Source organism: uncultured Pseudacidovorax sp. (assembly GCF_913773995.1).
Classification (GTDB): domain Bacteria; phylum Pseudomonadota; class Gammaproteobacteria; order Burkholderiales; family Burkholderiaceae_C; genus Xenophilus.
The window spans coordinates 1-23172 of the sequence record NZ_CAJYES010000176.1 but is presented as its reverse complement, the minus strand read 5'-3'; the positions used below and the strand labels follow the sequence as shown (position 1 = coordinate 23172).

General features: G+C 68.9%; 26 protein-coding genes and 1 other RNA gene. 9 read left to right on the top strand and 18 right to left on the bottom strand.

The window, feature by feature from the left end; genetic code table 11:
- Positions 1–1103 (top strand): sodium/proton-translocating pyrophosphatase (locus tag QZ772_RS16140; protein ID WP_295528325.1); only part of this gene is annotated, 1103 nt, incomplete at its 5' end.
- Positions 1104–1106: 3 nt separating this feature from the next.
- On the opposite strand, the gene QZ772_RS16135 is transcribed toward QZ772_RS16140, so the two are convergent.
- On the bottom strand, positions 1107–1697 hold the full coding sequence (locus QZ772_RS16135) for a TetR/AcrR family transcriptional regulator (RefSeq protein ID WP_295528323.1): 591 nt from the start codon (positions 1695–1697) through the stop codon (positions 1107–1109).
- A 137-nt stretch (positions 1698–1834) separates the two neighbouring features.
- Between QZ772_RS16135 and QZ772_RS16130 the strand changes: the two genes are divergently transcribed.
- Entirely contained in the window at positions 1835–2656 is an 822-nt protein-coding gene (locus QZ772_RS16130) for a metal-dependent hydrolase (RefSeq protein ID WP_295528321.1), read from the top strand.
- Between the two features lie 102 nt (positions 2657–2758).
- On the opposite strand, the gene QZ772_RS16125 is transcribed toward QZ772_RS16130, so the two are convergent.
- Complete coding sequence (locus QZ772_RS16125; protein WP_017757288.1) at positions 2759–2998, bottom strand: hypothetical protein; 240 nt, start codon at positions 2996–2998, stop codon at positions 2759–2761.
- Between the two features lie 158 nt (positions 2999–3156).
- Between QZ772_RS16125 and QZ772_RS16120 the strand changes: the two genes are divergently transcribed.
- A complete protein-coding gene (locus QZ772_RS16120) occupies positions 3157–4590 on the top strand; it encodes an aldehyde dehydrogenase family protein (protein ID WP_295528319.1) in 1434 nt (477 codons plus the stop codon).
- 19 nt (positions 4591–4609) lie between these two features.
- Here QZ772_RS16120 and QZ772_RS16115 read toward each other — a convergent pair whose 3' ends face one another.
- Positions 4610–5536: a ZIP family metal transporter gene (locus QZ772_RS16115; RefSeq protein WP_295528317.1), complete on the bottom strand. Its 927-nt coding sequence runs from the start codon at positions 5534–5536 to the stop codon at positions 4610–4612.
- 323 nt (positions 5537–5859) lie between these two features.
- Here QZ772_RS16115 and moaA point away from each other — a divergent pair, with 323 nt between their 5' ends.
- The 3 genes from moaA to glp all read left to right on the top strand — a co-directional run bounded on the left by moaA (position 5860) and on the right by glp (position 9076).
- The gene (gene moaA, locus QZ772_RS16110; RefSeq protein WP_295528315.1) at positions 5860–6990 is read left to right on the top strand and encodes a GTP 3',8-cyclase MoaA; all 1131 of its coding nucleotides are present in this window, start codon (positions 5860–5862) and stop codon (positions 6988–6990) included.
- Positions 6987–7664: a molybdenum cofactor guanylyltransferase MobA gene (mobA, locus tag QZ772_RS16105; protein WP_295528313.1), complete on the top strand. Its 678-nt coding sequence runs from the start codon at positions 6987–6989 to the stop codon at positions 7662–7664. Before moaA ends, mobA begins: the two co-directional genes overlap by 4 nt.
- A gap of 116 nt (positions 7665–7780) precedes the next feature.
- The gene (gene glp / locus QZ772_RS16100; protein WP_295528311.1) at positions 7781–9076 is read left to right on the top strand and encodes a gephyrin-like molybdotransferase Glp; all 1296 of its coding nucleotides are present in this window, start codon (positions 7781–7783) and stop codon (positions 9074–9076) included.
- Between the two features lie 20 nt (positions 9077–9096).
- On the opposite strand, the gene rnhA is transcribed toward glp, so the two are convergent.
- Together rnhA and QZ772_RS16090 are read right to left on the bottom strand one after the other, a co-directional pair.
- Positions 9097–9546 (bottom strand): ribonuclease HI, encoded by a 450-nt coding sequence (gene rnhA, locus QZ772_RS16095; protein WP_295528309.1) that lies wholly within the window; start codon positions 9544–9546, stop codon positions 9097–9099.
- A complete protein-coding gene (locus QZ772_RS16090) occupies positions 9543–10319 on the bottom strand; it encodes a methyltransferase domain-containing protein (protein WP_295528307.1) in 777 nt (258 codons plus the stop codon). The genes rnhA and QZ772_RS16090 overlap by 4 nt, the downstream gene beginning before the upstream one ends.
- On the opposite strand from QZ772_RS16090, the gene gloB reads away from it, so the two are divergent.
- Entirely contained in the window at positions 10318–11106 is a 789-nt protein-coding gene (gene gloB / locus QZ772_RS16085) for a hydroxyacylglutathione hydrolase (protein WP_295528305.1), read from the top strand. The two genes, QZ772_RS16090 and gloB, sit on opposite strands and share 2 nt — an antisense overlap.
- Positions 11103–12710: a transglycosylase SLT domain-containing protein gene (locus QZ772_RS16080; protein WP_295528303.1), complete on the top strand. Its 1608-nt coding sequence runs from the start codon at positions 11103–11105 to the stop codon at positions 12708–12710. Before gloB ends, QZ772_RS16080 begins: the two co-directional genes overlap by 4 nt.
- A gap of 65 nt (positions 12711–12775) precedes the next feature.
- On the opposite strand, the gene QZ772_RS16075 is transcribed toward QZ772_RS16080, so the two are convergent.
- The 5 genes from QZ772_RS16075 to dnaX all read right to left on the bottom strand — a co-directional run bounded on the left by QZ772_RS16075 (position 12776) and on the right by dnaX (position 17450).
- The gene (locus QZ772_RS16075; protein WP_295528301.1) at positions 12776–13810 is read right to left on the bottom strand and encodes an ABC transporter substrate-binding protein; all 1035 of its coding nucleotides are present in this window, start codon (positions 13808–13810) and stop codon (positions 12776–12778) included.
- A gap of 211 nt (positions 13811–14021) precedes the next feature.
- On the bottom strand, positions 14022–14414 hold the full coding sequence (locus QZ772_RS16070; protein WP_295528298.1) for an MAPEG family protein: 393 nt from the start codon (positions 14412–14414) through the stop codon (positions 14022–14024).
- A 10-nt stretch (positions 14415–14424) separates the two neighbouring features.
- Positions 14425–15015, bottom strand: a complete 591-nt coding sequence (recR, locus tag QZ772_RS16065; protein WP_295528295.1) for a recombination mediator RecR — start codon at positions 15013–15015, stop codon at positions 14425–14427.
- A 22-nt stretch (positions 15016–15037) separates the two neighbouring features.
- Positions 15038–15370 (bottom strand): YbaB/EbfC family nucleoid-associated protein, encoded by a 333-nt coding sequence (locus QZ772_RS16060; RefSeq protein ID WP_017759408.1) that lies wholly within the window; start codon positions 15368–15370, stop codon positions 15038–15040.
- Positions 15371–15419: 49 nt separating this feature from the next.
- Positions 15420–17450, bottom strand: a complete 2031-nt coding sequence (dnaX, locus tag QZ772_RS16055; protein ID WP_295528292.1) for a DNA polymerase III subunit gamma/tau — start codon at positions 17448–17450, stop codon at positions 15420–15422.
- Positions 17451–17537: 87 nt separating this feature from the next.
- Here dnaX and ffs point away from each other — a divergent pair.
- Positions 17538–17634, top strand: an RNA gene (ffs, locus tag QZ772_RS16050) — signal recognition particle sRNA small type.
- A 51-nt stretch (positions 17635–17685) separates the two neighbouring features.
- Here ffs and fliR read toward each other — a convergent pair.
- From fliR to QZ772_RS16010, 8 genes are all read right to left on the bottom strand, one after another.
- On the bottom strand, positions 17686–18456 hold the full coding sequence (gene fliR / locus QZ772_RS16045) for a flagellar biosynthetic protein FliR (RefSeq protein WP_295528289.1): 771 nt from the start codon (positions 18454–18456) through the stop codon (positions 17686–17688).
- 57 nt (positions 18457–18513) lie between these two features.
- A complete protein-coding gene (gene fliQ / locus QZ772_RS16040; protein ID WP_295528286.1) occupies positions 18514–18783 on the bottom strand; it encodes a flagellar biosynthesis protein FliQ in 270 nt (89 codons plus the stop codon).
- Between the two features lie 22 nt (positions 18784–18805).
- Positions 18806–19555 carry a flagellar type III secretion system pore protein FliP gene (fliP, locus tag QZ772_RS16035; protein ID WP_295528283.1) on the bottom strand — a complete coding sequence of 250 codons (750 nt, stop codon included), beginning with the start codon at positions 19553–19555 and terminating at the stop codon, positions 18806–18808.
- Positions 19548–19841, bottom strand: a complete 294-nt coding sequence (locus tag QZ772_RS16030) for a flagellar biosynthetic protein FliO (RefSeq protein ID WP_295528280.1) — start codon at positions 19839–19841, stop codon at positions 19548–19550. Before QZ772_RS16030 ends, fliP begins: the two co-directional genes overlap by 8 nt.
- Positions 19842–19886: 45 nt before the next feature.
- Positions 19887–20252 carry a flagellar motor switch protein FliN gene (gene fliN, locus QZ772_RS16025; protein ID WP_295528277.1) on the bottom strand — a complete coding sequence of 122 codons (366 nt, stop codon included), beginning with the start codon at positions 20250–20252 and terminating at the stop codon, positions 19887–19889.
- The gene (fliM, locus tag QZ772_RS16020) at positions 20242–21186 is read right to left on the bottom strand and encodes a flagellar motor switch protein FliM (protein ID WP_295528274.1); all 945 of its coding nucleotides are present in this window, start codon (positions 21184–21186) and stop codon (positions 20242–20244) included. Before fliM ends, fliN begins: the two co-directional genes overlap by 11 nt.
- A gap of 31 nt (positions 21187–21217) precedes the next feature.
- Positions 21218–21808, bottom strand: a complete 591-nt coding sequence (locus QZ772_RS16015) for a flagellar basal body-associated FliL family protein (RefSeq protein WP_295528270.1) — start codon at positions 21806–21808, stop codon at positions 21218–21220.
- A gap of 114 nt (positions 21809–21922) precedes the next feature.
- The coding region (locus QZ772_RS16010) for a flagellar hook-length control protein FliK (protein ID WP_295528267.1) at positions 21923–23172 on the bottom strand (1250 nt) is incomplete at its 5' end.

Here is a 23172-nt window from a genome sequence, read left to right as displayed (position 1 = left end):
ACACGGGCACGCAGTACAAGCCGGTGCAGCATGTGGCGCAGGCCTCGACGACGGGCCACGGCACCAACATCATTGCCGGCCTTGGGGTGTCGATGCGCTCGACCGCCTGGCCCGTACTCTTCGTCTGCGCCGCGATCATTGCCGCCTACACGCTGGCGGGGCTCTACGGCGTGGCCGTGGCCGCGACGTCGATGCTGTCGATGGCGGGCATCGTCGTCGCACTCGACGCCTATGGCCCCATCACCGACAACGCCGGGGGCATCGCGGAGATGGCGGAACTACCCTCGGCCGTGCGCGACGTGACCGACCCGCTGGATGCGGTCGGTAACACCACCAAGGCGGTGACCAAGGGCTACGCCATCGGCTCGGCGGGGCTGGCAGCGCTGGTGCTTTTTGCCGACTACACGCACAAGCTGGAGAGCTATGGCCAGGCCATCAGCTTCAACCTGTCCGATCCGCTGGTCATCGTGGGGCTGTTCATCGGCGGCCTGATTCCCTACCTCTTCGGCGCCATGGCCATGGAAGCCGTGGGGCGCGCAGCCGGTGCGGTGGTCGAGGAAGTGCGCCGTCAGTTCCGTACCATTCCCGGCATCATGGACGGCACCGGCAAGCCCGAGTACGGCAAGGCGGTCGGCATGCTCACCGGCGCCGCCATCAAGGAGATGATGATTCCGTCACTGTTGCCCGTGCTGGTGCCCATCCTGGTCGGCCTGGTGCTGGGGCCGAAGGCACTGGGTGGCCTCCTGATGGGCACCATCGTCACCGGCCTGTTCGTGGCGATCTCGATGTGCACCGGCGGCGGCGCCTGGGACAACGCCAAGAAATACATCGAAGACGGCCATTTCGGCGGCAAGGGCAGCGAAACCCACAAGGCCGCCGTCACGGGCGACACGGTGGGCGATCCCTACAAGGACACGGCCGGTCCGGCGGTCAATCCGCTGATCAAGATCATCAACATCGTGGCGCTGCTCATCGTGCCGCTGGTGGTGCAGTTCCACGCGCCCCAGCCTCCGCGCGCCGCCGGCCACGGCGCGTCCAACGTCGGGCAGATCGCCCAGGCGCAGCGGACCCTCTCCGTCCCGGTACCGGTGACACCGCGCTGACCATCAGCGTTGCGCGACGGCGCGCACCAGGTGCGTGGCGGGCCCCACCAGTGTGTTGAGGTCGGCCTCCCGCCCCTCCTCCACCGCCAGAAGCACGAGTTCATGGATGCCGCCCACGACCGTCATGGCCATCTGGCGGTCGAGCGGCTGGCCCTGCGCATCAGGCACCGCCGCGCAGATGAAATCGGCGATGGCCCTGTGCACCCGGCGCCGGACTGCGAGGCCCTCCAGGCCCAAGCCCAGTATCTCCACGAACAGCGTGCGCAGCAGGACGGGATCGGAAGCCAGGCACTCCAGATAGGCGCGCACCGCGCCGTCCACCTGGATCTGCCAGGGTCTGGAGCGATCGACCGATTCGACCAGCACCTTCAGCGCCGCACCGCTGGCTGCTTCGTACAACGCCAGCAGGCACTCGGTCTTGCCCGCAAAGTGCTCGTAGAAAGTCCGGCGCGACACCGCGGCCTCCCGCACGATGTCGGCGATGGAGGTCTGGGCGTACCCGCGCGCCGCCAGCGCACGGGCCATGCCTTGCAGCAGACGCTCGCGATGACCGGCCTCGGCGATCTTCTCTTGGGGTGCAGTGGAGGTACTCATGCGATGCGAAGGCCTGTGAACGCGACCGGGGCAGGATCGTACAAAGCCTCACAACGTGGCCGCACTGGTACTTGATCGTACCGACCCATTGAAGGATGATTCCGGTACGCAACGGTACCAACTCTGCAGAGCACGCCATGAGCCAACTTGTGATTCGACGACTGCTGATCGACCTCGAAGCCCCGTTCGAGCGCCAGTGGTGTGCGGGCAATGCCTTCCAGACCGCCTTCTTCAACGCGCTGTCGATGAGCTTTCCGTTTGGGGAGCAGTTCTTCATCGACGCCGTGAGGGGCGCGCTGCCGATGCTGGCGCCGGATGCGCAAGAGCGCTGGCAGGCCGAAGTGCGCGGCTTCATCGGCCAGGAGGCCACGCACCGGCGCATCCACGCCCTGTTCAATGGGCAACTCACGCGCCAGGGCCTCGAAGATTGCTGGACGCCGCGCATGAAGCAGCGCATGGCACTGCTCGAAGGCCAGGATCCTCGGCACGCCCTTGCGATCACTGCTGCGACCGAGCACTTCACCGCCATCTTCGCGGACTGGCTGCTACGCCACCCTCAGACCCTGGAGGGCGTCGAGCCCCGGCTGCGGACAATGTGGATGTGGCATGCGGCTGAAGAGTCCGAGCACAAATGCACCGCCTTCGACCTCTATCGCGCAGTAGAGGGCTCCGAAAAGTGGCGGCGGCGGTGGATGCGGCGCGTCACCCTGCTCTTCCTGACGGATCTGCTGCGCCAGACGCTGATCAATCTGCGCCATGAAAAACAGCTGTGGAAGCGTTCAACCTGGCATCAGGCCTGGCAGACGCTGTTCAGCCGCGAGGGCTTGCTGACCAGCAACGTGCGCGCGTGGCGTGCGTACTTCCGCCCAGCTTTCCATCCCTCCGAGCAAGACGGATCACTCGCGCGGCAGTGGCTGGTCGACCATCGGGAGAGCTATACCCCCGTCGGGGCATACTGACCCTCGGCAAACGACGAAGGCGGGATGGCCCGCCTTCAGCAAACCCGGAGCACGCACCCGTCCAGGCTTGAAAGCGCCCACGTGAGGCGCTCCCTGGAAGGCTCAGCCGCCGCCCTTGAGCGTGGCCTCCAGTTCCTTGCAGGAAGGCGCACAAACCGGCTGGGCCTTGCCCAGAACGCGCTTGGTCTGCATCAGCGAACGCGGGCGGTGCTTGCCGCAAAGGAAGCAGGACATCGTGGCGCCGCTGAAGGACGAGGATGCCTTGAAGGGCGAGCCCGGGGTCTTGGACTTGTAGCGCAGCCCAGCCTCGTCCATGGTCGTCTTGACATCAGAGCTGGCCATGAGCGCCTCCCTGTTGAACGAACACGCCGCGGACGGCAGAGAGAAGTGGGGAGTACATGCACGGCATGTCGTTATTTTCGGCGATTTCCGGATACCTGTTTTGACGGGGGACATTATCCCCGCCGACGCAATGGCGACGCCTCCCCCACAATGGGGGCATGCAACTGAATTTCATCGCCAACGAGCATGCCGCATCCCTCAGCGGCCGCGTGATTCCGGTCCTCGACCCCTCCGACGGCCAGGCCTTCGACGAACTGCAGCGCAGCGACGCGCGCGACATCGACGCCGCCGTGCAGGCCGCGCGCGCCTGCTACGAGGGCGCCTGGGCTCGCCTTTCGGCCGCCGACCGCGGCCGACTGCTGTACCGCCTGTCGCTGAAGGTGGCGGAACACGCCGACGAGCTCACGGCGCTGGAGCAACGTGACTGCGGCAAGCCGACCAAGCAGGCACGCGCCGATGCGCTGGCCTTGGCGCGCTACTTCGAGTTCTATGCCGGCGCATGCGACAAGTTCCACGGCGAAACCATTCCGTACCTGGACGGCTACAGCGTCATGACCTGGCGCGAGCCGCATGGCGTGACCGGCCATGTGATCCCCTGGAATTACCCCATGCAGATTTTCGGGCGAAGCGTCGGTGGCGCGCTGGCCGCGGGCAACTGCTGCGTGGTCAAGCCGGCCGAAGACGCCTGCCTGTCGCTCATCCGCGTGGCGCAATTGGCCGCCGAAGTAGGTTTTCCCGCGGGCGCCATCAACATCGTGACCGGCTACGGCCATGAGGTGGGCGACGCACTGGCGCGCCATCCCGGCATCGACCACATCAGCTTCACCGGCAGTCCGCGCGTGGGGACGCTGATCCAACAGGTGGCCGCCGAGCGCCACTGCCCGGTCACCCTAGAGCTTGGCGGCAAGAGCCCGCAGATCGTCTTTGCCGACGCTGACCTGGACGCCGCCATCCCGGTGCTGATCAATGCCATCGTGCAGAACTCGGGCCAGACCTGCTCGGCCGGTTCGCGCGTGCTGATCGAAGGCAGCATCTACGAATCCTTGCTCGACCGCCTGGGCGCGGCCTTCGAGAAGCTGCGGGTCGGGCCCGCAGCCATGGACCTGGACCTCGGTCCGCTGATCCGCCAGAGCCAGCAGCAGCGCGTCTGGGATTTCCTCTCGGACGCCCAGACGGCCGGCATCCCGATGGTGGCCCAGGGCCAGATCGTCGACGAGGCGCCTGAGTCCGGCTTCTACCAGGCGCCGACGCTGCTGCGCGACGTGCCGGTGGACCACCGCATCGCCCAGGAAGAGGTCTTCGGCCCAGTGCTGGCCGCCATGCGTTTCGACGGCGAGGACGACGCCGTGCGCTTGGCCAATGCCACCGAGTTCGGCCTCGTGGCCGGCGTGTGGACGCGCGATGGCTCGCGGCAGTTCCGGATGGCCAAGCGGCTGCGCAGCGGTCAGGTATTCATCAACAACTACGGCGCAGGCGGCGGGGTGGAACTGCCCTTCGGTGGAGTGAAGTCTTCCGGCTACGGCCGCGAAAAAGGCTTCGAGGCGCTGTACGGCTTCACCACGATGAAGACGGTCGCCATCCGCCACGGCTGATGCCGGCCGTGCACGGCGCTCAACCGAGCGCCGTGTCCAGCAACATCATCAGGACGAAACCGACCATCAGCCCACCCGTCGCGAAGGCCTCATGGCCCTTGCGGTGGGACTCAGGGATGATTTCGTGGCTGATGACGAAGAGCATTGCTCCGGCTGCGAAGCCCAGCCCCCAGGGCAGCAACAGGGCCGAATGCTCGACGACTGCAGCGCCGAGCACAGCGCCCAGCGGCTCGACCAGGCCGGACGCCATGCCCAGCGCGACGGCGATACCGCGCCCATAGCCGGCGGCCAGCAGGGCCACCGCCACCACCAGCCCCTCGGGCACGTCCTGAATCGCAATGCCCGTGGCCAGCGCATTGGCACGCAGTCCGTCATTGCCGGCGTAGCCGACGCCGATGGCCAGGCCTTCTGGCAGATTGTGCAGGGCGATGGCGATCACGAACAGCCAGGTGCGCCGCAACGTGCGCATGGCATCGGTGTCGCGTCCTTCGCGACCTTTGATGAAGTGTTCGTGAGGCAACAGCTTTTCCATGGCCATCAGGGCCGCCGCGCCCAGCAGGATGGCGGCGCCGATCACCCCACCCGCGGACCAGCGCCCGCCGCCGAACAGGGCCTGCTCCTTGGCCACATCCAGCCCGGGCAGGATCAGCGAGAAGGCACAGGCTGCCAGCATGACACCCGCCCCGAAGCCGAAGAGCGTGTCCTGCACCCGCTCCGACAGACGCTGCGAAAACAGCACCGGCAGTGTGCCCAGCGCCGTCGCCAGCGCAGCGACCGATCCACCCAATAGGGCCTGACCCACCACCTCGCTGCTGGCCACCAACGACCAGAACTGTCCCGCCAGCACCAGCACTCCCAACCCTACGATCGCCAAGCCCAGCCAGCGTCGCGCAGTGCGCGGATGCCGACGGGTGACAGGCCAGGAAGCGGTTTCAGTGTCGTTCATGCTCGATCCTTGCGGTGATGGCGTCGCTCCGGCACGGCGACGGCGGCCCCCCTGCCGACGCTGGAGCGCTGGAGCGCTGGAGCGCTGGAGCGCTGAAAGCGAACCATCGCGTCGGGCACGCCCATGTAGTCCGGACACCGGTCCGACTACCGGCGAACGCGGAGGCGCCGGTGGTCCGGCGCCGCCCGCGCAGAACCATGTCGGCATCCATCCCCGGGTTGTCCCGCAAGGGCAGACCCCACGCTGCGGCGGAATGCACCCCGTCGATAAACTGCAATGCCCACCGACGTGTGCCCTTGCGGGGCGCCGCTCCAGACACCTCCATGGCCTTTCGCGTGATCCCCCTCGTCGACCAGCGCCGCGATGCGCCCTTGCCCGTGCCGAACGATGGAGAAGCGGCGCAGAAAGGCGTGTTGCAGGACCGGCGTGGTCGCCCCTTGACCGACCTGCGCATCAGCGTGACCGACCGCTGCAACTTCCGCTGCAGCTACTGCATGCCCAAGGAGGTGTTCGACAAGAACCACGTCTACCTCCCGCATTCCGCGCTGCTCAGCTTCGAGGAGATCACGCGTCTGGCGCGTGTGTTCGTCGACCAGGGCGTGCGCAAGATCCGCCTGACGGGGGGCGAACCGCTGCTGCGCAAGAACATCGAACACCTCATCGAACAACTCGCTGCACTGCGAACGCCCGACGGCGCCTCGCTGGATCTGACGCTCACCACCAACGGGTCGCTGCTGGCCCGCAAGGCGCAAGCACTCAAGGCCGCCGGCCTGCAACGCGTGACGGTCAGCCTCGACGCGTTGGACGACACGATCTTCCGCCGCATGAACGACATGGACTTCCCCGTGGCAGACGTGCTGGACGGCATCGATGCCGCACGCGAGGCAGGGCTGGGTCCGATCAAGGTCAACATGGTGGTTAAGCGCGGCACCAACGAGCAGGAGATCCTGCCCATGGCGCGGCACTTCCGTGAGCGACATGGCGGCGACGTCGTTCTGCGCTTCATCGAATACATGGACGTGGGCGCCACCAACGGCTGGCGGATGGACGAGGTGATGCCCTCTGCCGAGGTGGTGGCACGCATCGGTGCCGAGTTGCCGCTGCGCCCGCTGGAGGCCACGGCGCCCGGCGAGACGGCGCAGCGCTGGGCGTACGCCGACGGCCGCGGAGAAATCGGCGTGATCAGCAGCGTCACCCGCGCCTTCTGCAGCCAGTGCAGCAGGCTGCGCCTGTCCACCGAAGGCCGCGTGTACCTCTGCCTTTTCGCTTCGCAGGGGCACGACCTCAAATCACTGCTGCGCGGCGGCGCGTCGGACGAAGACTTGGCCAGCGCCATCCGCGGCATCTGGCGCGCGCGCGGCGACCGGTATTCGGAACTGCGCGCACTCCAACCGCAGGATGCGACCGACGCGCCCGCCGCGCGCCGGGTCGAGATGAGCTACATCGGCGGATGAGCGGGAGTCCCGTTCCGGTGCCTGGCGAAGCCGGCGGGCCGCCAATCGTCGGCGGGGCGGGGCGGCAGGCGGGGATCACCGGCGCCGTGCTGTCCGGCGGCATGGGCCGCCGCATGGGTGGATTGGACAAAGGGCTGCAGAACTATCGCGGCCAGCCGCTCGCCCTGAACGCGCTGAATCGACTGCGGTCCCAAGTGGAACGCTGCCTGGTCAGTGCCAACCGTCATCTGCCGCGCTATGCGGAGTTCGGGGTGCCCGTCGTGTCCGACGGCGTGGCGGGTTTCGCCGGGCCGCTGGCCGGGCTGTTGGCCGCGATGGCGCAGGCGGACAGCGACTGGCTGCTCACCGTGCCCTGCGACGTGCCGGCCTTCCCCCATGACCTGGCCACGCGGCTGATGTGTGCGATCGAGGTTGCCGGCGCGTCCTTGGCCATTCCGGCCACCGCCGATCCGTCCCAGCCCGGCGCTTTGCGTCCACAGCCTGTGTTCTGCCTCGTGCAGACACGCCTGAACCCTTCGCTCGAAGCCTGGCTCGCGAGTGGCGAGCGCCGGGTCATGGGCTGGGCGCGGCAGCAGAATGTTCTGGTCGTGCCTTTCACGCAGCCCGACGACGCGCGGGCCTTCGCCAACATCAACACGCTGGACGAACTGGCCGCCGTCGAAACGCGGGACTGACAGTCGGCGCACCGCGTCTCCCTCAGTGGCGGGCGCCGGCAAGAACGCCGGGCCGGCGCAAGAACAGCCAGCCCGCCGATACTTGTGCTCCCGCCCTGCGGCGCGTGACTGCCGACATGACTTCCCCTCCCGCCTGCCTGCCACCTGCCCACGCCTCCGATCTGCATGTGGACGAGGTGCATCGCCGCATCGACGCACTGATCGCGCGCTGTCGCCCTGTGCTGCCCGCAGAGAACATTGCCCTGGACCGGGCGCTAGGCCGGGTGCTCGGACAAGACGTGCACTCGCCCGTGTCGGTGCCGCCGCATGACAACGCTGCGATGGATGGCTACGCCTTCGCCAGTTCGGCGTTGCAGCAGGGCGCCGACGAGCCCCTCCATTTACGCATCGTCGGCAAGGCCCGCGCCGGCGCCGCCTGGGCCGGCACCGTGGCGCCTGGCGAGGCGGTGCGCATCATGACGGGCGCCGTGATGCCCGATGGCGCCGACACCGTGGTGCCGCAGGAACTGTGCGAGGCAGACGACACCACGCTTCGCTTCGCACCTCATGCTGTCGTCGCCGGCGCCAACCGCCGCCAGGCCGGCGAAGACCTGCAGGCCGGCGGCCTCGCGCTGGCGCGCGGCGAGCGGCTGGGCGCCGCCGCGCTCGGCCTGCTCGCCAGCCTGGGCCAAACCCATGTGGGCGTATACCGGCGGCTGCGCGTGGCGGTGGTTTCCACCGGGGACGAACTGCTGCAGCCGGGGCAGCCGCCGCGCCCCGGCGCCATCTACGACAGCAACCGGGCCACGCTCTCGACGCTGGTGCGCCAACTCGGCGCGGAGCTGGTCGACCTGGGTCCGGTGCCGGACGACCCTGGCGTGCTGGCAGCGCTCTTCACCAGCGCCGCGCATCAGGCCGACCTGGTGCTGAGCTCCGGCGGTGTCAGCGTCGGCGAGGCCGACCACACCCGCGCCGCCCTGGCGCAGGCCGGGGAACTGGGCTTCTGGCACGTGGCGATGCGGCCCGGCCGGCCGCTGGCCGCCGGGCTGCTCCAGGGCGCGGGCGGGCACGCCGCGCTCTTCCTCGGCCTGCCCGGCAATCCGGTGGCGGCGATGGTCAGTTTTCTGATATTCGGGCGGCAGGCGTTGCTGCAGATGGCAGGCTGCGGGCCGGCAGTCGCCCGCCTGCCGCCCCTGCTGCGCGCCCGCACCCGCCAGGCCCTGCGCAAGCGCCCCGGGCGCACCGAGTACCAGCGCGCGCTGCTGCAGCCCGTGCCCGGCGATCTGCCGGTGGTGGACGTGGCTGCCAACCAGAGTTCAGCCGTGCTGAGCGCCATGGTCGCCGCCAATGCGCTCGTGGTGCTGCACCATGACCAGGGCAGCGTACAGCCGGGCGACGAGGTGGACGTTCTGTTGCTCGACGCGCTCGGCTGACCGACCAGCCTGGCTGACGCTCAGGCCCGCCCTTGCGCGTGCAGCACGCCGCGGTTGGCCAGCGCATCGGCCTTCTCGTTGCCGACGTCACCGGAGTGGCCCTTCACCCAGCGCCATTCGATCTGATGGCCGCCGTCCGCGACAAGTTGATCCAGCCGCTTCCACAGCTCCACGTTCTTCACCGGCTGGCCGGTGGACGTACGCCAGCCCTTGGCCTTCCAGCCACGGATCCAGGACGTGATGCCTTGGCGCACGTACTGACTGTCCAGAAACAACACCACGCGGCAGGGACGCTTGAGCGCGGCCAGCGCCTCGATCACCGCCGTCAGTTCCATGCGGTTGTTGGTGGTGTCCAGTTCGCCCCCGAAGAGTTCTTTTTCGTAGGTACCGGACTTGAGCCAGGCGCCCCAGCCGCCAGGCCCGGGGTTGCCCTTGCAGGCGCCGTCGGTGTAAATCGTGACTTCGTTCAAGGGTTGTGTTTCTTTCGAATGCGGGACGTCCGCCCTGCGATGGGCCGGGGCGCCGAGGCGAGCGCGGGGCGCCGCTTCCAGTCGGCTGGCAGCAGACGCATGCCACGCACACGCTTGACCGCCACGATGAAATAGACGGCGCCGAAGATGGGCCACCAGCGCTCGCCCAGATCGTCCATCCAGCGGTAGCGCTGCAGCCAGGCTTCGCCGCGCGCGGCCGGTCGGTACAGGCCGAAGCGGCCGGACTCGACCTCGAAGCCGAGCAGCCGTAGCCAGTCGCGCAGACGCCAGTAGTTGATGAGTTCGGAGGGGCCCGGCAAATAAAGTTCGCCGCCGCCCAGATGCCGGTACAGTCGGGCCCGGCGTTGCCGCAGACCCCAGAGACTCGCCGGGTTCAGCCCGCAGACGATCACTCGGCCTTCGGGCACCAGCACCCGTTCCACCTCGCGCAGCGTGGTGTGCGGGTCGGCAGCGAGTTCCAGCGTGTGGGGCAGCGTGACGAGATCCAGGCTGTTGGCACCGAAGGGCAAGGCCGAAAAATCCGTCAGCAGGCCGGCAGACGCCGGGACCGGCTCCTCCGGACCGCCGGCGAGCCAGCGATGCGGCATGCGGTTGGTGCGCAGCGTGTCGATCTCTGCACAGCCCAGCTGCAGTGCGTGATAACCGAAGATGTCGACCACCGCCTCGTCGAACTGCGACGCCTCCCAGGCCTGCAGCAGGCGGCCGGGCGGGGTCTTCAACCAATCGCCCAACTTTATAATTTGATCGGTCATGACCCTTGTTCCGTTGCCTGCTTTCGCCGACAACTACATCTGGATGCTCCAGATTGGCGCGCAGGCCGCCGTGGTGGATCCAGGCGACGCCGGACCGGTGTTCGACGCCTTGGCCCGGGAGCCCGGGCTTGAACTGGCGGCGATTCTAGTCACACACCATCACGGCGATCACACGGGCGGCGTGGCCGCGTTGCGCGAGGCCACCGGTGCTCAGGTCTTCGGTCCCGCCACTGAAAACATCCCCCAGCCCTTCACGCCGATGCGCGCCGGCGACCATGCGCAGGCGCTCGGGCTTCGTTTCGATGTCATCGACGTGCCAGGCCACACCGCGGGGCATATCGCCTACGTGCTGCGCGAGCCACCCGCTCCCCTTTCCCATCCGCTGCTCTTCTGCGGCGATACCCTCTTCTCGGGCGGTTGCGGTCGCCTGTTCGAGGGCACGCCGGCGCAGATGCTGGCCTCGCTCGATGCGCTGGCCGCCATGCCCGACGACACCCAGGTGTGCTGCGCGCATGAGTACACCCTCTCCAACCTGCGCTTCGCCCTCGCGGTGGAACCCGGCAACGCCGCGCTGATCGACCACGAGCGCCACTGCCAGGCGCTGCGCGCCCAGGGGCGCCCCACCCTGCCAGCCCAATTGGCAACGGAGCGCCGCACCAACCCTTTTCTGCGCTCGCGCGAAGACACGGTCATCGCCGCAGTCCAGGCACACGCCCCCGGCGTGCGGCCCGACGACGAGGTGGCGGTCTTCGCTGCGCTGCGCCAATGGAAAAACGACTTCCGATGAAGAGAATTCTTGCCGCCGCCATGGTGGCTGCCTCGCTGTTCCTGGCCGGCTGCGCCAGCACGCCACCGGACTCCAAGGCCATCCAGGCCGCCGCGGCGGCCTCCTCGCCCTCCGCAGCGCCGGTCTACCCCGCGGGCCGACTCACGCCGCTGGTTCCCGGCAGCCAGGAATGGACCGGCCACAGCGTGGTCACCCTCGCGCCGCCCGTCGACATGTGGGACCGCATCCGCCGCGGCTTCAAGATGCCCGATCTGGACGGCGACCTGGTGCGTGACCGCGAGCAGTGGTACGCCAGCCGGCCCGACTACATCCAGCGGATGACGGAGCGCTCCAGCAAGTACATCTTCCACATCGTCGAAGAGCTCGAGCGGCGCGGCATGCCGACCGAACTGGCACTGCTGCCCTACATCGAGAGCGCCTTCAACCCGCAGGCCGTCTCCAGTGCCCGGGCCACCGGCATGTGGCAGTTCATGCCGGCCACCGGCAACGACTACGACCTCAAGCAGAACCTGTTCCGCGACGACCGGCGCGACGTGGTCGCCTCCACGCGCGCCGCCCTCGATTACCTGCAGCGCCTCTACACCATGTTCGGCGACTGGCAGCTGGCGCTGGCCGCCTACAACTGGGGCGAGGGCAACGTAGGGCGCGCCATCGCACGCAACCAGAAGGCCGGTCTTCCCACGGGCTATGCCGACCTGAAGATGCCCGACGAAACGCGGTACTACGTGCCCAAGCTGCAGGCGGTGAAGAACATCGTCGCCAACCCGCAGCAGTTCGGCGTCGACCTGCCGTTCATCGCCAACCACCCCTACTTCCAGACGGTCGAGCTCACGCGCGATCTCGACGTGGAACTGGCCGCCAAGCTCGCCGACGTGCGCCTGGAGGACTTCCGCGCCCTCAACCCGGCGGCCCACAAGCCCGTACTGTTGGCTGCCAGCGGCACGCCCATCCTGCTGCCCTGGGACAACGCCGCCGTCTTCAAACGCAACTTCCAGGCCTACAGCCAGGGCCAGTACGCCAGCTGGACCGCATGGACGGTGCCCTCGACCATGACCGTGGCCGACGCCGCCCAGCGCGCAGGCATGAGCGAAGCCGACCTGCGTGCGATGAACAACATCCCGCCGCGCATGCTGATCAAGTCGGGCTCCACGCTGATCGTGCCCCGCACGGCCCGCGTGAAGGAAGACGTGGCCGCCGTGGTGGCCGAGACGGGCCACCTGAGCTTCGAACCCGAGATCGTCACCCGCCGAACCGTGGTCAAGGCCGGCCGCAACGACAGCGTCACCAGCATCGCCAACCGCTACAAGCTCAATCCCGCGCGCGTGGCGCAGTGGAACGACGTGGCGGCGAGCCACCGCTTCAAGCGCGGCTTCCAGGTCGTCGTGTACCTGCCCGTGCGGGCAGCGGCCGCCGAAAACGTGGGCAGCGGCGCCAAGCATGCCGTGGTCACCAGCAAGCGCGGCGGCGGCGTCGCCCGTGCCGCCGTCACACCCGTCTCCACCCGCCCGGCACCGCGAGCGGCCACACGCAGCACCGCGGCAAGCTCGAAGAAGGCAGTGACGCCATCGCAGCGCGGCGGCTCGCCCGCCAAGAAGAAGCGCTGAACGCTGCCGGCGACGCCCGGTTCGAGGCGCCGTGCTGCGCAGACGTCGCCGACCGGGAGCGCTCCTCAAGCCTTGTAGCGCTCCTTCGCGCGCTGGGCGAACCCGTTGGTGTAGAGCCTGTCGAGTTCGATCCGCTCAGGCCTGATCCCGGCATCGAAGATCGTCAAGGCATTCAACACCGTGCGCGGCCCGTCGGGTGGGACCAGTCCATCCAGTGAGATGGACTCGCGCGCCTTGTCGAAGGCTGCAAGGTACAGCGCCCGGTCGCCCAGCAGATGGCTTTCCGGGATCGCCTTGATGATGTCGCCCGGCCCCGCCGTCTGCAGCCACTTCAGGCTGTGCACCACCGCATTGGCCACGGCCTGCGCCGTGTTGGGCGCGCGCTTCAGAAACTCCTCTGACGTGTAGAGACAGGCCGAAGGCATCGCGCCGCCAAACACCTCTGCAGTCCCGCGCAGGGTGCGGCAGTCGGCGATCAGCCGCACATCCCCCTTCTGCTCCAGCATCGTCATCACCGGCTCGGTGTTGCTCATGACATCGACCTGGCCGGTACGCAGCGCCGAAAGCGCACCCGCCGACGACCCTACGCCCACGTACTGGACGTCCGCGGCACGCAAGCCGCCACGGACCGCCACGACGGTGGCCATCACGTGCGCCGCCGAACCCACGGCCGACACGCCGATGCGGCGTCCGCGCAGATCGGACACCGTCTGATAGGCCGCAAAGCCCTTGGTTGAAGCGCCCATGGCCAGCTGCGGCGCGCGGCCCTGCAGCACGAAACAGGGAAGGAACTGCCCACCCGACTGCAGGTTGAGCGTGTGCTCGAAAGTACCGGCACAGATGTCGGCCGAGCCGCCCAGAAGCGCCTGCAGTGCCCGCGCGTCCGAGGTGTGGTCCACCACCTCCGCATCCAGGCCCTCGGCGCGGAAGTAGCCAAGCTGCTCCGACAGGGTCAAGGGCAGGTGATGGAACGACGCCTTGCCCGCAACGGCAATGACGATGCGGTTCTTTTCGAGCCGAGGCTGGGTGCGCACGCCAGGCGCGATGGCCAGCGCGGCACCCGCGGCGGCCGCGGCGCAGAAGGCGCGGCGGTGGAGCATGGCGGCGGTGGTTCCTCTCTGACGGGCCCGTGGCGCCTTGCGCAGCGCACCCCTCGCGGCATCGAGGAGACCGTGCGCGCCAGGACATCCCGGGCATGGGTTGCCACGAGCTTAGGAGCGGGCAGCAGCAAGGAGCATCCGGACCATCCCCACATGGGTTTCCACGGAACGCGAACGCCTTACAGGCCGGGCCGCACGCGGCTGCTTCGGCTCAGCGACCGACGAAGAGGATGGCGATGTTGACCAGCAGCGCCATCGCGAACACGGCGCTGCGCATGGTGCTGCGGCCACGGATGTAGAGCGAGACGAACACCACGCGCAGCAGCACGTAGGCGATGGCGAGCGCATCGAGCCGCGCCTGCGCCGCACCGTACTGGTGGGCGATGACGACGGCACCGATGAAGAAGGGCAGGCTTTCGAAGCCATTGGCATGGGCCGCCATGGCGCGGGCACGCCACCCCTCCAGCTGGCCGGCCCATTCGCGCGGCGCATCGTTGTCGCGGCGGGCGAAGGCGCCGGCCTTGGCGATATAGGCCGTCAGGTAGGGCAGCAGCGCCGCGACCAGTACGCACCAGTAGGCCAGCGTCAGGTGGCTCGCATTCATGTCTTGTTGCTCAACGACGGTCGACCAGCGCGTGCGCGATGGTGCCCAGGTCGACGTATTCGAGTTCGCTGCCCGCGGGCACGCCCCGGGCCAGCCGCGTGACGGCCAGGCCGCGGCTGCGCAGCGACTCGGCGATCACATGCGCGGTCGCTTCGCCTTCGGCGGTGAAGTTGGTGGCGACGATCACCTCGCTCACGTGGCCATCGGTGGCCCGCGCCACGAGCTGATGCAGCCCGATGTCGCGCGGCCCCACGCCGTCGAGGGGGCTCAGACGCCCCATCAGCACGAAGTAGTAGCCACGGAAGGCGCCGGTGCGCTCCAGCGCCGCCTGGTCGGCAGGCGTCTCCACCACGGCCAGCTTGCTCGCGTCGCGCTGCGGGTCACGGCAGACCTCGCACAGCTCGGCCTCGGTGAAGGTGTTGCAGCGGCTGCAGTGGTGCACCTGCAGCACCGCGTCCTGCAGCGCGCGGGACAGCACCTGGGCGCCGTTGCGGTCATGCTGCAGCAGATGGAAGGCCATGCGCGAGGCCGACTTGGCGCCCACGCCCGGCAGGCGCCGCAGCGCCTCGATCAGCGTGTCGAGCGAATGGGCGTCGGACATCGTGCGGCGGCGGGCGCGAGGCTCAGAACGGGAACTTCATGCCCCCGGGCAGGCCCGGCATGCCGGCCGTGATCTTGCCCATCTTCTGCTCGCTGGTTTCCTCGGCCTTGCGCACCGCGGCATTGAAGGCGGCGGCCACCAGGTCTTCGAGCATGTCCTTGTCGTCGGCCAGCAGGCTGGGGTCGATGGTCACGCGCTTGACGTCGTGCTTGCAGGTCATGACGACCTTGACCAGGCCGGCGCCGGATTCGCCTTCGACCTCGATGTGGGCCAGCTCTTCCTGGGCCTTCTTGAGGTTGTCCTGCATGGCCTGGGCCTGTTTCATCAGGCCGGCGAGTTGTCCTTTGTTGAACATGGGGCGGGTTCCTTCCTAGGTCTGGAGATGAGGTTGACGATGAACGGAATCAGGCCGGCTTTAGCGAGCCGGGCACGATGCGGGCGTCCCACTGGCGCATGAGCGCCTGCACATCGGGATCGCCCATGATGGCTTGCTCGGCCGCGAGTTGCCGGGCCTCGGCAGCCGCCTTGTTGCGCAGCGCCGGGCTGTCGACCACGGCGCCGACCTCGATGACCAGCCGCACGGCATGGCCAGCGCCGGCCAGCGCATTCTGCAGCCGCTCGCGGCTGGCGCCCTGGTTGAGGGTTTCGCGTTCCACGCGCAACAGCCACTGGTCGACGTCGCGCGCCACGAGTTGCGACTGCAGCGCCAGCTCGCGTGCCAGGGCATTGATCGCCTCGGCGGCCACGAGAGCCATCACCGTCTGGTGCCAGAAGTCGCCTTCTTCGCTGGGACGGATACGCCCGGCGGCGGACTCGCGCGGCGTCTCGCGCGCGCCAGGGGGCGGCTGCACACGCAGCGGGACGGCGACGACAGGGGTGTCGACATCGGCGTCCGCGGACGCGGGCGCCCATGCACGCGCAGGCGGTGCGGGGCTGCGCGCCGGCATGTCGACGACGGGCAGGCGCTGCACGGGATGGGCGGCGTCGGGCGGGGCGGCATCGGCGCGGCGGGGAACAGGCGGTCGCGCAGGTGCTGCGCCCACGGCAGCATCGACCACAGCGGGTTCGCCGGCAATGACTGCCGCCCCAGGCCGCGGCACGGACATATCGGAATTGGGCCGGGCAGCCACGGGCTCGACCGGAACAGGCGCCGTCGATGATGCGCGCCCAGTGCCCGCGTCGCTGGGCGCGGGCGCTCCTCCCACAGAAGAGGTGCGTGAAGGTGCCGGGGCGGGTGCCTGAGAAGGTGCAGCGGCCGACGCCGGTCGCGGCGCAGCCGCCGCGGGCCGCGCTTCAGCGTTCAGCGGACTTTTTTTTTCAGCCCCGCCCGAAGGCTTGAAGGCCAGCAAGCGCAGCAAGACCATGATGAGCCCGGCGTACTCGTCGGGCGCCAGGCCCAGTTCGGCCCGGCCGTGCAGGCAGATGCTGTAGAGCAGTTGCGTCTCGTCGGGCGGCATTGAGGCCGCGAGCCGCGCCACCTCGGCAGCATCCGGATCGCCCGTGTCGACGGCTGCGGCGCGGGACGGCACCGCCTGCAACACGGCCATGGCCTGCAGAACGGCGGTCATCTCTTCCAGCGTGGACGCAGCGGCCAGGCCTGCCACGCGCATGGCCTCGACCGTCTCGACCACCGTGCCGCCATCGCCACGCGCAAGGGCGTCGATCAGGGCATGCACGTGGCCGCGATCGGCGCTGCCCAGCATCTGCCTCACGCCCGCCTCGGCCAGGCTGCCGTTGCCATAGGCGATGGCCTGGTCGGTGAGGGACAGCGCATCGCGCATGGAGCCGCGCGCCGCACGCGACAGCAGGCGCAGCGCCCCTGGCTCGGACTCGATCTGCTCGGCGCCCAGGACACGCGTCAGGTGGTCCAGCACCGTCTCGGGCGCCATCGGCCGCAGGTTGAACTGCAGGCAGCGGCTGAGCACGGTCACCGGCACCTTCTGCGGATCGGTGGTGGCCAGCACGAACTTGAGGTACTCGGGCGGCTCCTCCAGCGTCTTGAGCATCGCGTTGAAGGCGGTGTTCGTCAGCATGTGCACTTCGTCGATCATGAAGACCTTGAAGCGCCCCTGGACCGGCTTGTAGACCGCCTGCTCCAGCAGGCCCTGGACCTCGTCCACGCCGCGGTTGGAAGCCGCATCGAGCTCTGTGTAGTCGACAAAACGGCCGGCGTCGATGTCGGTGCAGGCCTGGCACACGCCACAAGGCGTGGCGGTGATGCCGCCCTGCCCGTCCGGACCCTGGCAATTGAGCGACTTGGCGAGGATGCGCGAGACCGTGGTCTTGCCCACGCCACGCGTGCCGGTGAACAGGTAGGCATGGTGCAGCCGCTGCTGCGTGAGCGCATTGCTCAAGGCCTGCACCACATGCTCCTGGCCCACCATCTCGCCAAAATTGCGAGGACGGTATTTGCGGGCGAGCACGAGGTAGGACATCCGGTCGATTCTAAGAGGCGGTGCCATTGGCCCCGGGAAGGCCCGCCGCCCCGGGATGGCTTGCACGCGTGGGTTATGATCTACCTCGACGGGCCTCCCCGCATGGTCAAGCGGCCAACCGGGTCAGGTGGGGAACCAAGCAGCCCTAACTGCGTAGCCAGTGCCGGGGGTAAGGCTCGTCACCTTCTTCTTTTCTCCCCCACTCCTTCATCGCGCGGTCTCACCCGCACCGACGCTAGCGCCCGCCCGCAAAGCCGGCCAGCATCCGGTCGATCAGGGACACCAGGGGCGACTCCAGCATCGGCAGAACCCACGCGATGGCCGCCATGCCCGCCGTCAGCGTGACCGGGAAGCCGATGGCATAGATGTTCATCTGCGGCGCCACGCGCGAAATGATGCCGAGCATCAGGTTGACGAACAGCAGCAGCCCCACCATCGGCATCGCGATCCACAGCGCGCTGGCAAAGAGCTCCGCGCCCAGCTCATGCACCCGCACGCGCATCAGCGCGTCCATCAATCCGCCGCCGATGGGAAAGACCTCGAAGCTCTTGATGACCGCCATCAGCACGGCCAGGTGGCCGTTGATGACGACGAAGAGCAGCGTGGCCAGCGTGCCGAAGAAGCGCGATACGCCGCTGGCCTGCGCATTGCTGATGGGGTCGAAGAAGCTGGCGTAGTTCAGCCCCATCTGAAGGCCGACCAGTTCACCCGCCAGCTCGACCGCAGCCAGGATGAGACGCGCCGCAAAGCCGATCGCCAGCCCGATGCCGACCTGCTGCGCCACCGCCCCCAGGGCCAGCGGGCTGTCCACCGCGATCAGCGGCACTGCGGGCAGCACGGCCTGCGCCGACAGCGCCACCATGAAGGCCAGGCCCAGGCGCGCGCGCACCGGAATGGCCCGCGAGGAAAAGACCGGCGCGGTCGTGAACAGGCCCAGCACCCGCAGAAAGGGCCACAGGATGGGGGTCAGCCAGGCGGTGAGCTGGGCTTCGGTGAAGGTCAGCATGCTCGTCGCGCACGCCGGGGCGGGCCGCCCCGTGGCACGCCTGCGTTCATCGACGCATCAGGAGACCACGCTGGGCAGCGACTCGATGATGCGGCGGATGTAGTCCACCAGCATCGTCAGCATCCACGGCCCGGCGATGGCGAAGACGGCCACCGCCGCGACCAGCTTGGGCACGAAGGCCAGCGTGGCTTCGCTGATCTGGGTGACGGCCTGAAAGATGCTCACCAGCAGGCCGACGGCCAGCACCGTGAGCAGCACCGGCGCGGACACCATCAGCAGCATGAGCAGCGCATCCTGGCCGGTGGTGAGCACCATCTGGGCATTCATGAATCGTTCCTCGTTTCGCAGGTCAGGTGACGAAGCTGGCGGCCAGCGAACCGAGCAGCAGGTTCCAGCCGTCCGCCAGCACGAACAGCATCAGCTTGAAGGGCAGCGCCACCAGTACGGGCGACAGCATCATCATGCCCAGCGACATCAGCACGCTGGACACCACGATGTCGATCACCAGGAAGGGGATGAAGATCATGAAGCCGATCTGGAAGGCCGACTTCAGCTCGCTGGTGGCGAAGGCCGGGATCAGCACGCGCATCGGCGCGGTCTCGGCCGTGGCATCCGACGGCAGCTTGGCCAGCCGCGCGAACAGCGCGAAGTCCGACTGGCGCGTCTGCTTGAGCATGAACTGGCGCATCGGCTGTTCGGCGCGCGAGAGCGCCTCGTCGATGGCGATGGCGTTGCGGCTGTAGGGCTCGTAGGCCTCGGCATAGACCTTGTCCAGCGTCGGGCCCATGACGAACAGCGTGAGAAAGAGCGACAGTCCGATGACCACCTGATTGGGCGGCGCCGCCTGCGTACCCAGCGCCTGGCGCATCAGCGACAGCACGATCACGATGCGGGTGAAGCCCGTCATCATCAGCACGATGGCCGGCAGGAAGCTCAGCGCGGTGAAGAACAGCAGCGTCTGGATCGGCACCGAGTAACTCGTGCCGCCAGCGCCCTGCCCGATCAGCAGCGGCAGCTGGCCGGCAGGCGGTGACTGCTGCGCGAGCACCGGCAGCGCGAGGGCCAGGCCGAGGCCCAGCCCGGCGATCCACTTACGCATCGGCGGGCTCCTGCAGCGACGGGGACGTGGCCGCCGGCAGCGTATGCAGGCAGTTGACGGCCTGCGCCGTCACACCCAGCACCAGCCAGGTCCGTGCATGGGCCGGCCCCACCTCCACGGTGACCACGCGCTGCTGCGGTCCCACGGCCACGGCCGACACCACGCGCGAGGCGGCGTCGGCCGCCCCGGGCGCCAGCAGCTGGCGGGCGCGGATGCGGCGCAGCACGAAGGGCAGCGACGCGATCAGCGCGATGAACAGGGCGATGAAGAGCAGACTCTGAGTCACGCGGTGGACGTCCGGGGCGATCTGGGGTGGCGAATCGGGAGCGGGTCAGGCGCGGTGCACGCGGCGCAGCCGCTCCGAGGGCGTCACCACATCGGTCAGGCGGATGCCGAAGCGGTTGTTGACCACCACCACCTCGCCCTGCGCAACCAGGTAGCCGTTGACCAGCACGTCCATGGGCTCGCCGGCCAGCGTGTCCAGCTCGACGATGGTGCCCTGGCCCATCTGCAGCACCTGCTTGATCGGCACCTTCTTGCGGCCCAGCTCCACCGACAGCTGCACGGGAATGTCCAGCACGCGCTGGATGTCCTGCGCCATCGCCGCCGCATCGGGCGCAGCCGCGGCGCCGCCGGGCTCGCCCGGCTCCAGCGGCTCGGCCCAGGCGGCGGAAGAGGAAGAGGTGTCATTGCTCATGGAAGGCTCCTTGGCTGCCGAGGTGCTGCTCGATGCGCAGCGCATAGCGGTCGTTGTGCGTGCCGTAGCGGCAGGCGAAGACGGGGGCGCCTTCGATGGTGGCGAGCACCATCGGCTGGCGGTCGAGGTGGATGAAATCGCCGGGCTTCATGGCGAGAAGGTCGGCCACGCTGAGTTCCGCCTGGGCCAGTTCAGCCACGAGCGTGACCTCGGCGGCCTGGATCTCGCGCGCCAGCTGGCCGACCCAGCGGCGGTCCTCCGCCAGCGCGGTCGCCTGCTGCGGCCCGTAGAGGACGTCGCGGATCGGCTCGAGCGCGGCGTAGGGCAGGCACAGGCGCAACTCGCCCTCGTAGGTGCCGAGCGTGATGGACAGCGTGGTCACCACCAGCGCGTCCTGCGGCGTCGCGACGCCGGTGAACTGCGGCAGGCGCTCATGGCGCACATAGCTGGGCACGAGCGGATAGACGTCCTTCCAGGCGCGGGCGTATTCCTGGCCCAGCAGCACCATCAGGCGCTGGATCACCCGCTGCTCGGTCGGTGAAAAGTCGCGGTCGATGGGCGTGTGGACGGTGCCGCCACCGCCGTAGAGCGCATCGACCAGTGCCGAGACGAAGCCGCTGTCGCAGGCCACCAGCGCACTGCCGCGCAGCGGCTGCAGGCCATAGACGCCGAAGCAGGCAGGCATGGCCATCTCGCCCGTGTAGTCGGCCATGACCTCTTCCCAGCGCCGCACCTGCACGCCCGTGGTGCTCAGCTGCGCGCTGCGGCGTGAAAGCTGGAACAGCCCCTGGCCCAGGTGGCGCACGAAGCGTTCGTTGACGACATCCAGCATCGGTAGCGGCTGGCGCACGCGGCGATCGCTGGGCAGCAGCTCCAGCACGCCGGGTGGTGCGGCATCGTCCGGCTGGCGGTCTGAAAGGGTGTCCTCGCTCATCGGTGTCCCCGTGGGCAGCGCCGTCGTCCGATCACTGCACGATGAAGGCAGCGAACAACACGGCGCGGATCGGGCCGTTGTAGCGCTGGCTGAGGGGCCGCTTGTCGCCTTCGCCCTCGGCGCGAACCGGCCGCGGCGCACGCAGCCCGACCACGCGGGAGACCTCGACCACGATGTCCTGGGCCAGCTTGTCCTTGCCGTCGCGCTTGAGCAGCTCCTCTGCGGTGCGCTGCGACACGAGCATCAGGATGCTGCTGCGCACGGCGGGAAGACGCTGCTTGATTTGGTCGCCCACCTTGTCGTCGCCCAGTTCCAGCGTGATGCCGACCTGGGCAAAGCGGTCGCCGCCGGGATCGGCCAGGTTGACCACCATGTTCTCTAGTGCCATGTAAACGGGCGCGGGCCGCTTGGCAGCGGCCGGGGCTTCGTCTTCTTCTTCATCGCCGGACGTCGCCTCGGCATGCGCTTCCTTGCCCTTCGCGTGGCTGCCGCCCTTCATGAAGAACCAGGTCCCGCCCGCGGCGCCGCCCACGAGGACGAGCACGGCCACGACGATCACGATGATCTTGATGAGGTTGCTCTTGGGCTTGGCGGCCCCTTCGGCGGCGGCAGTGGCGGACACGGATCATTCCCCTCGGGTTGGAAAGGCCCGGCACCGGACCTTGGGAGAATTATTCGGCGCAGCCGCCCGGCCCGAGCCGTCGAACAAAGGCAGGAAAACCGGCTTCTTCCCGGATTACACGAACAGGTCGAGCGCGCCCCGCCCCGGTGCGCCCGGTTGTCCGGCCGACGCGACACGAATGGCGGGCGCCGCCGCAGCCCTCCCGTCACGGTGTTCGGCACCCTGGCCGGATGAGCCTTGCCCCTGCGCCTGGGCCTGCGCGCCCAGGCCCTGTCCGCCACCCTGCCCCGGTGCCGTGCCCACGCTGGCCGAGCCGAGGCTCAGGCCCTGGCCTGCCAACATCTGTTCGAGTTGCGGCAGTGACTGGTGGATCAGCTGACGCGCCTGCCGGTCGTCGGTCTGGAAGAGCACCTGCGCCTCCTGCCCCTGCAGCCGCACTTGCACGGAGACCGGCGCGTCGCCCGGCCCGGCGACCGTGAGCTGCGCGCCCTGCGCCTGCTGCGCCGCCCACCAGCTGACCTGGTCGAACAGCGCTTCGGAGGCGTCCCTGAAGGCCATGCCTGCCTCGGCTGTCGCCGACGGCGACAGCACGGGCAGCGTTGCGCCCAGGTCGGGAGCACCAGGCGCCTGCCAGCCGCCCGGAATCGTCGCGCCGGAACCTGCGGACGGCCCGTCGTCATCGGGCTGCTCGACGCGCTGCCAGGCCGACGCGAAGTCGGGCGACAGCGTGGCTGCGTTGGGCACGGGCTGGGCAGACCCAGCGTCGGCTGCCGGAACGACGACCTGGGTCGGGGCATGCAGGGCTGCCGCCTGGGACGGCGCCTGCGCTTCCTGTGCGGCGAGCGACGGCGTCGTCGTCGGCGGGGTGGGCGTGACGACGGGATGCGGCGCGCGCCCCACTTCCGGCACCGGCCGGTGATCGCCCAAGGCCTGGCCCAGCATGCGGGTCTGCCACGTCGCCGTACCAGCCGCGCTGGCCGCTTCCGCGGGCGTCTGCACGACCGGCAGCGTGGCCGGCCGCCCGCCGGGCAGCGGGGGAGCCACAGCAGGCGCGACCGCGGGTCGGGCCTGCAGGTTGGCCAGGGTCGGGTCAGCAGCCGGCACCTCCGCAGTCGGCGCATCAGCGGCGGCTGCGACGATCGCCCCGGAACGCCCTCGGACGTCGGGTCCCGGCGCGGCTGGCCTGCGCGCGCCCAGGACCTCGATACCCGAGGCGCCCGCCCCCACGGCCTCGGCAGGCGCGGTGCCTGAGCCGTCGGCCTTCTGCATGAGTTGCGACAGCATCAGGGCAAGATCGGGTGGGGTGGCGTCGGCGGCGTCGGTCGGTTGCTGCACATCCACGGCCACCTTGCCACGGCTTTCGC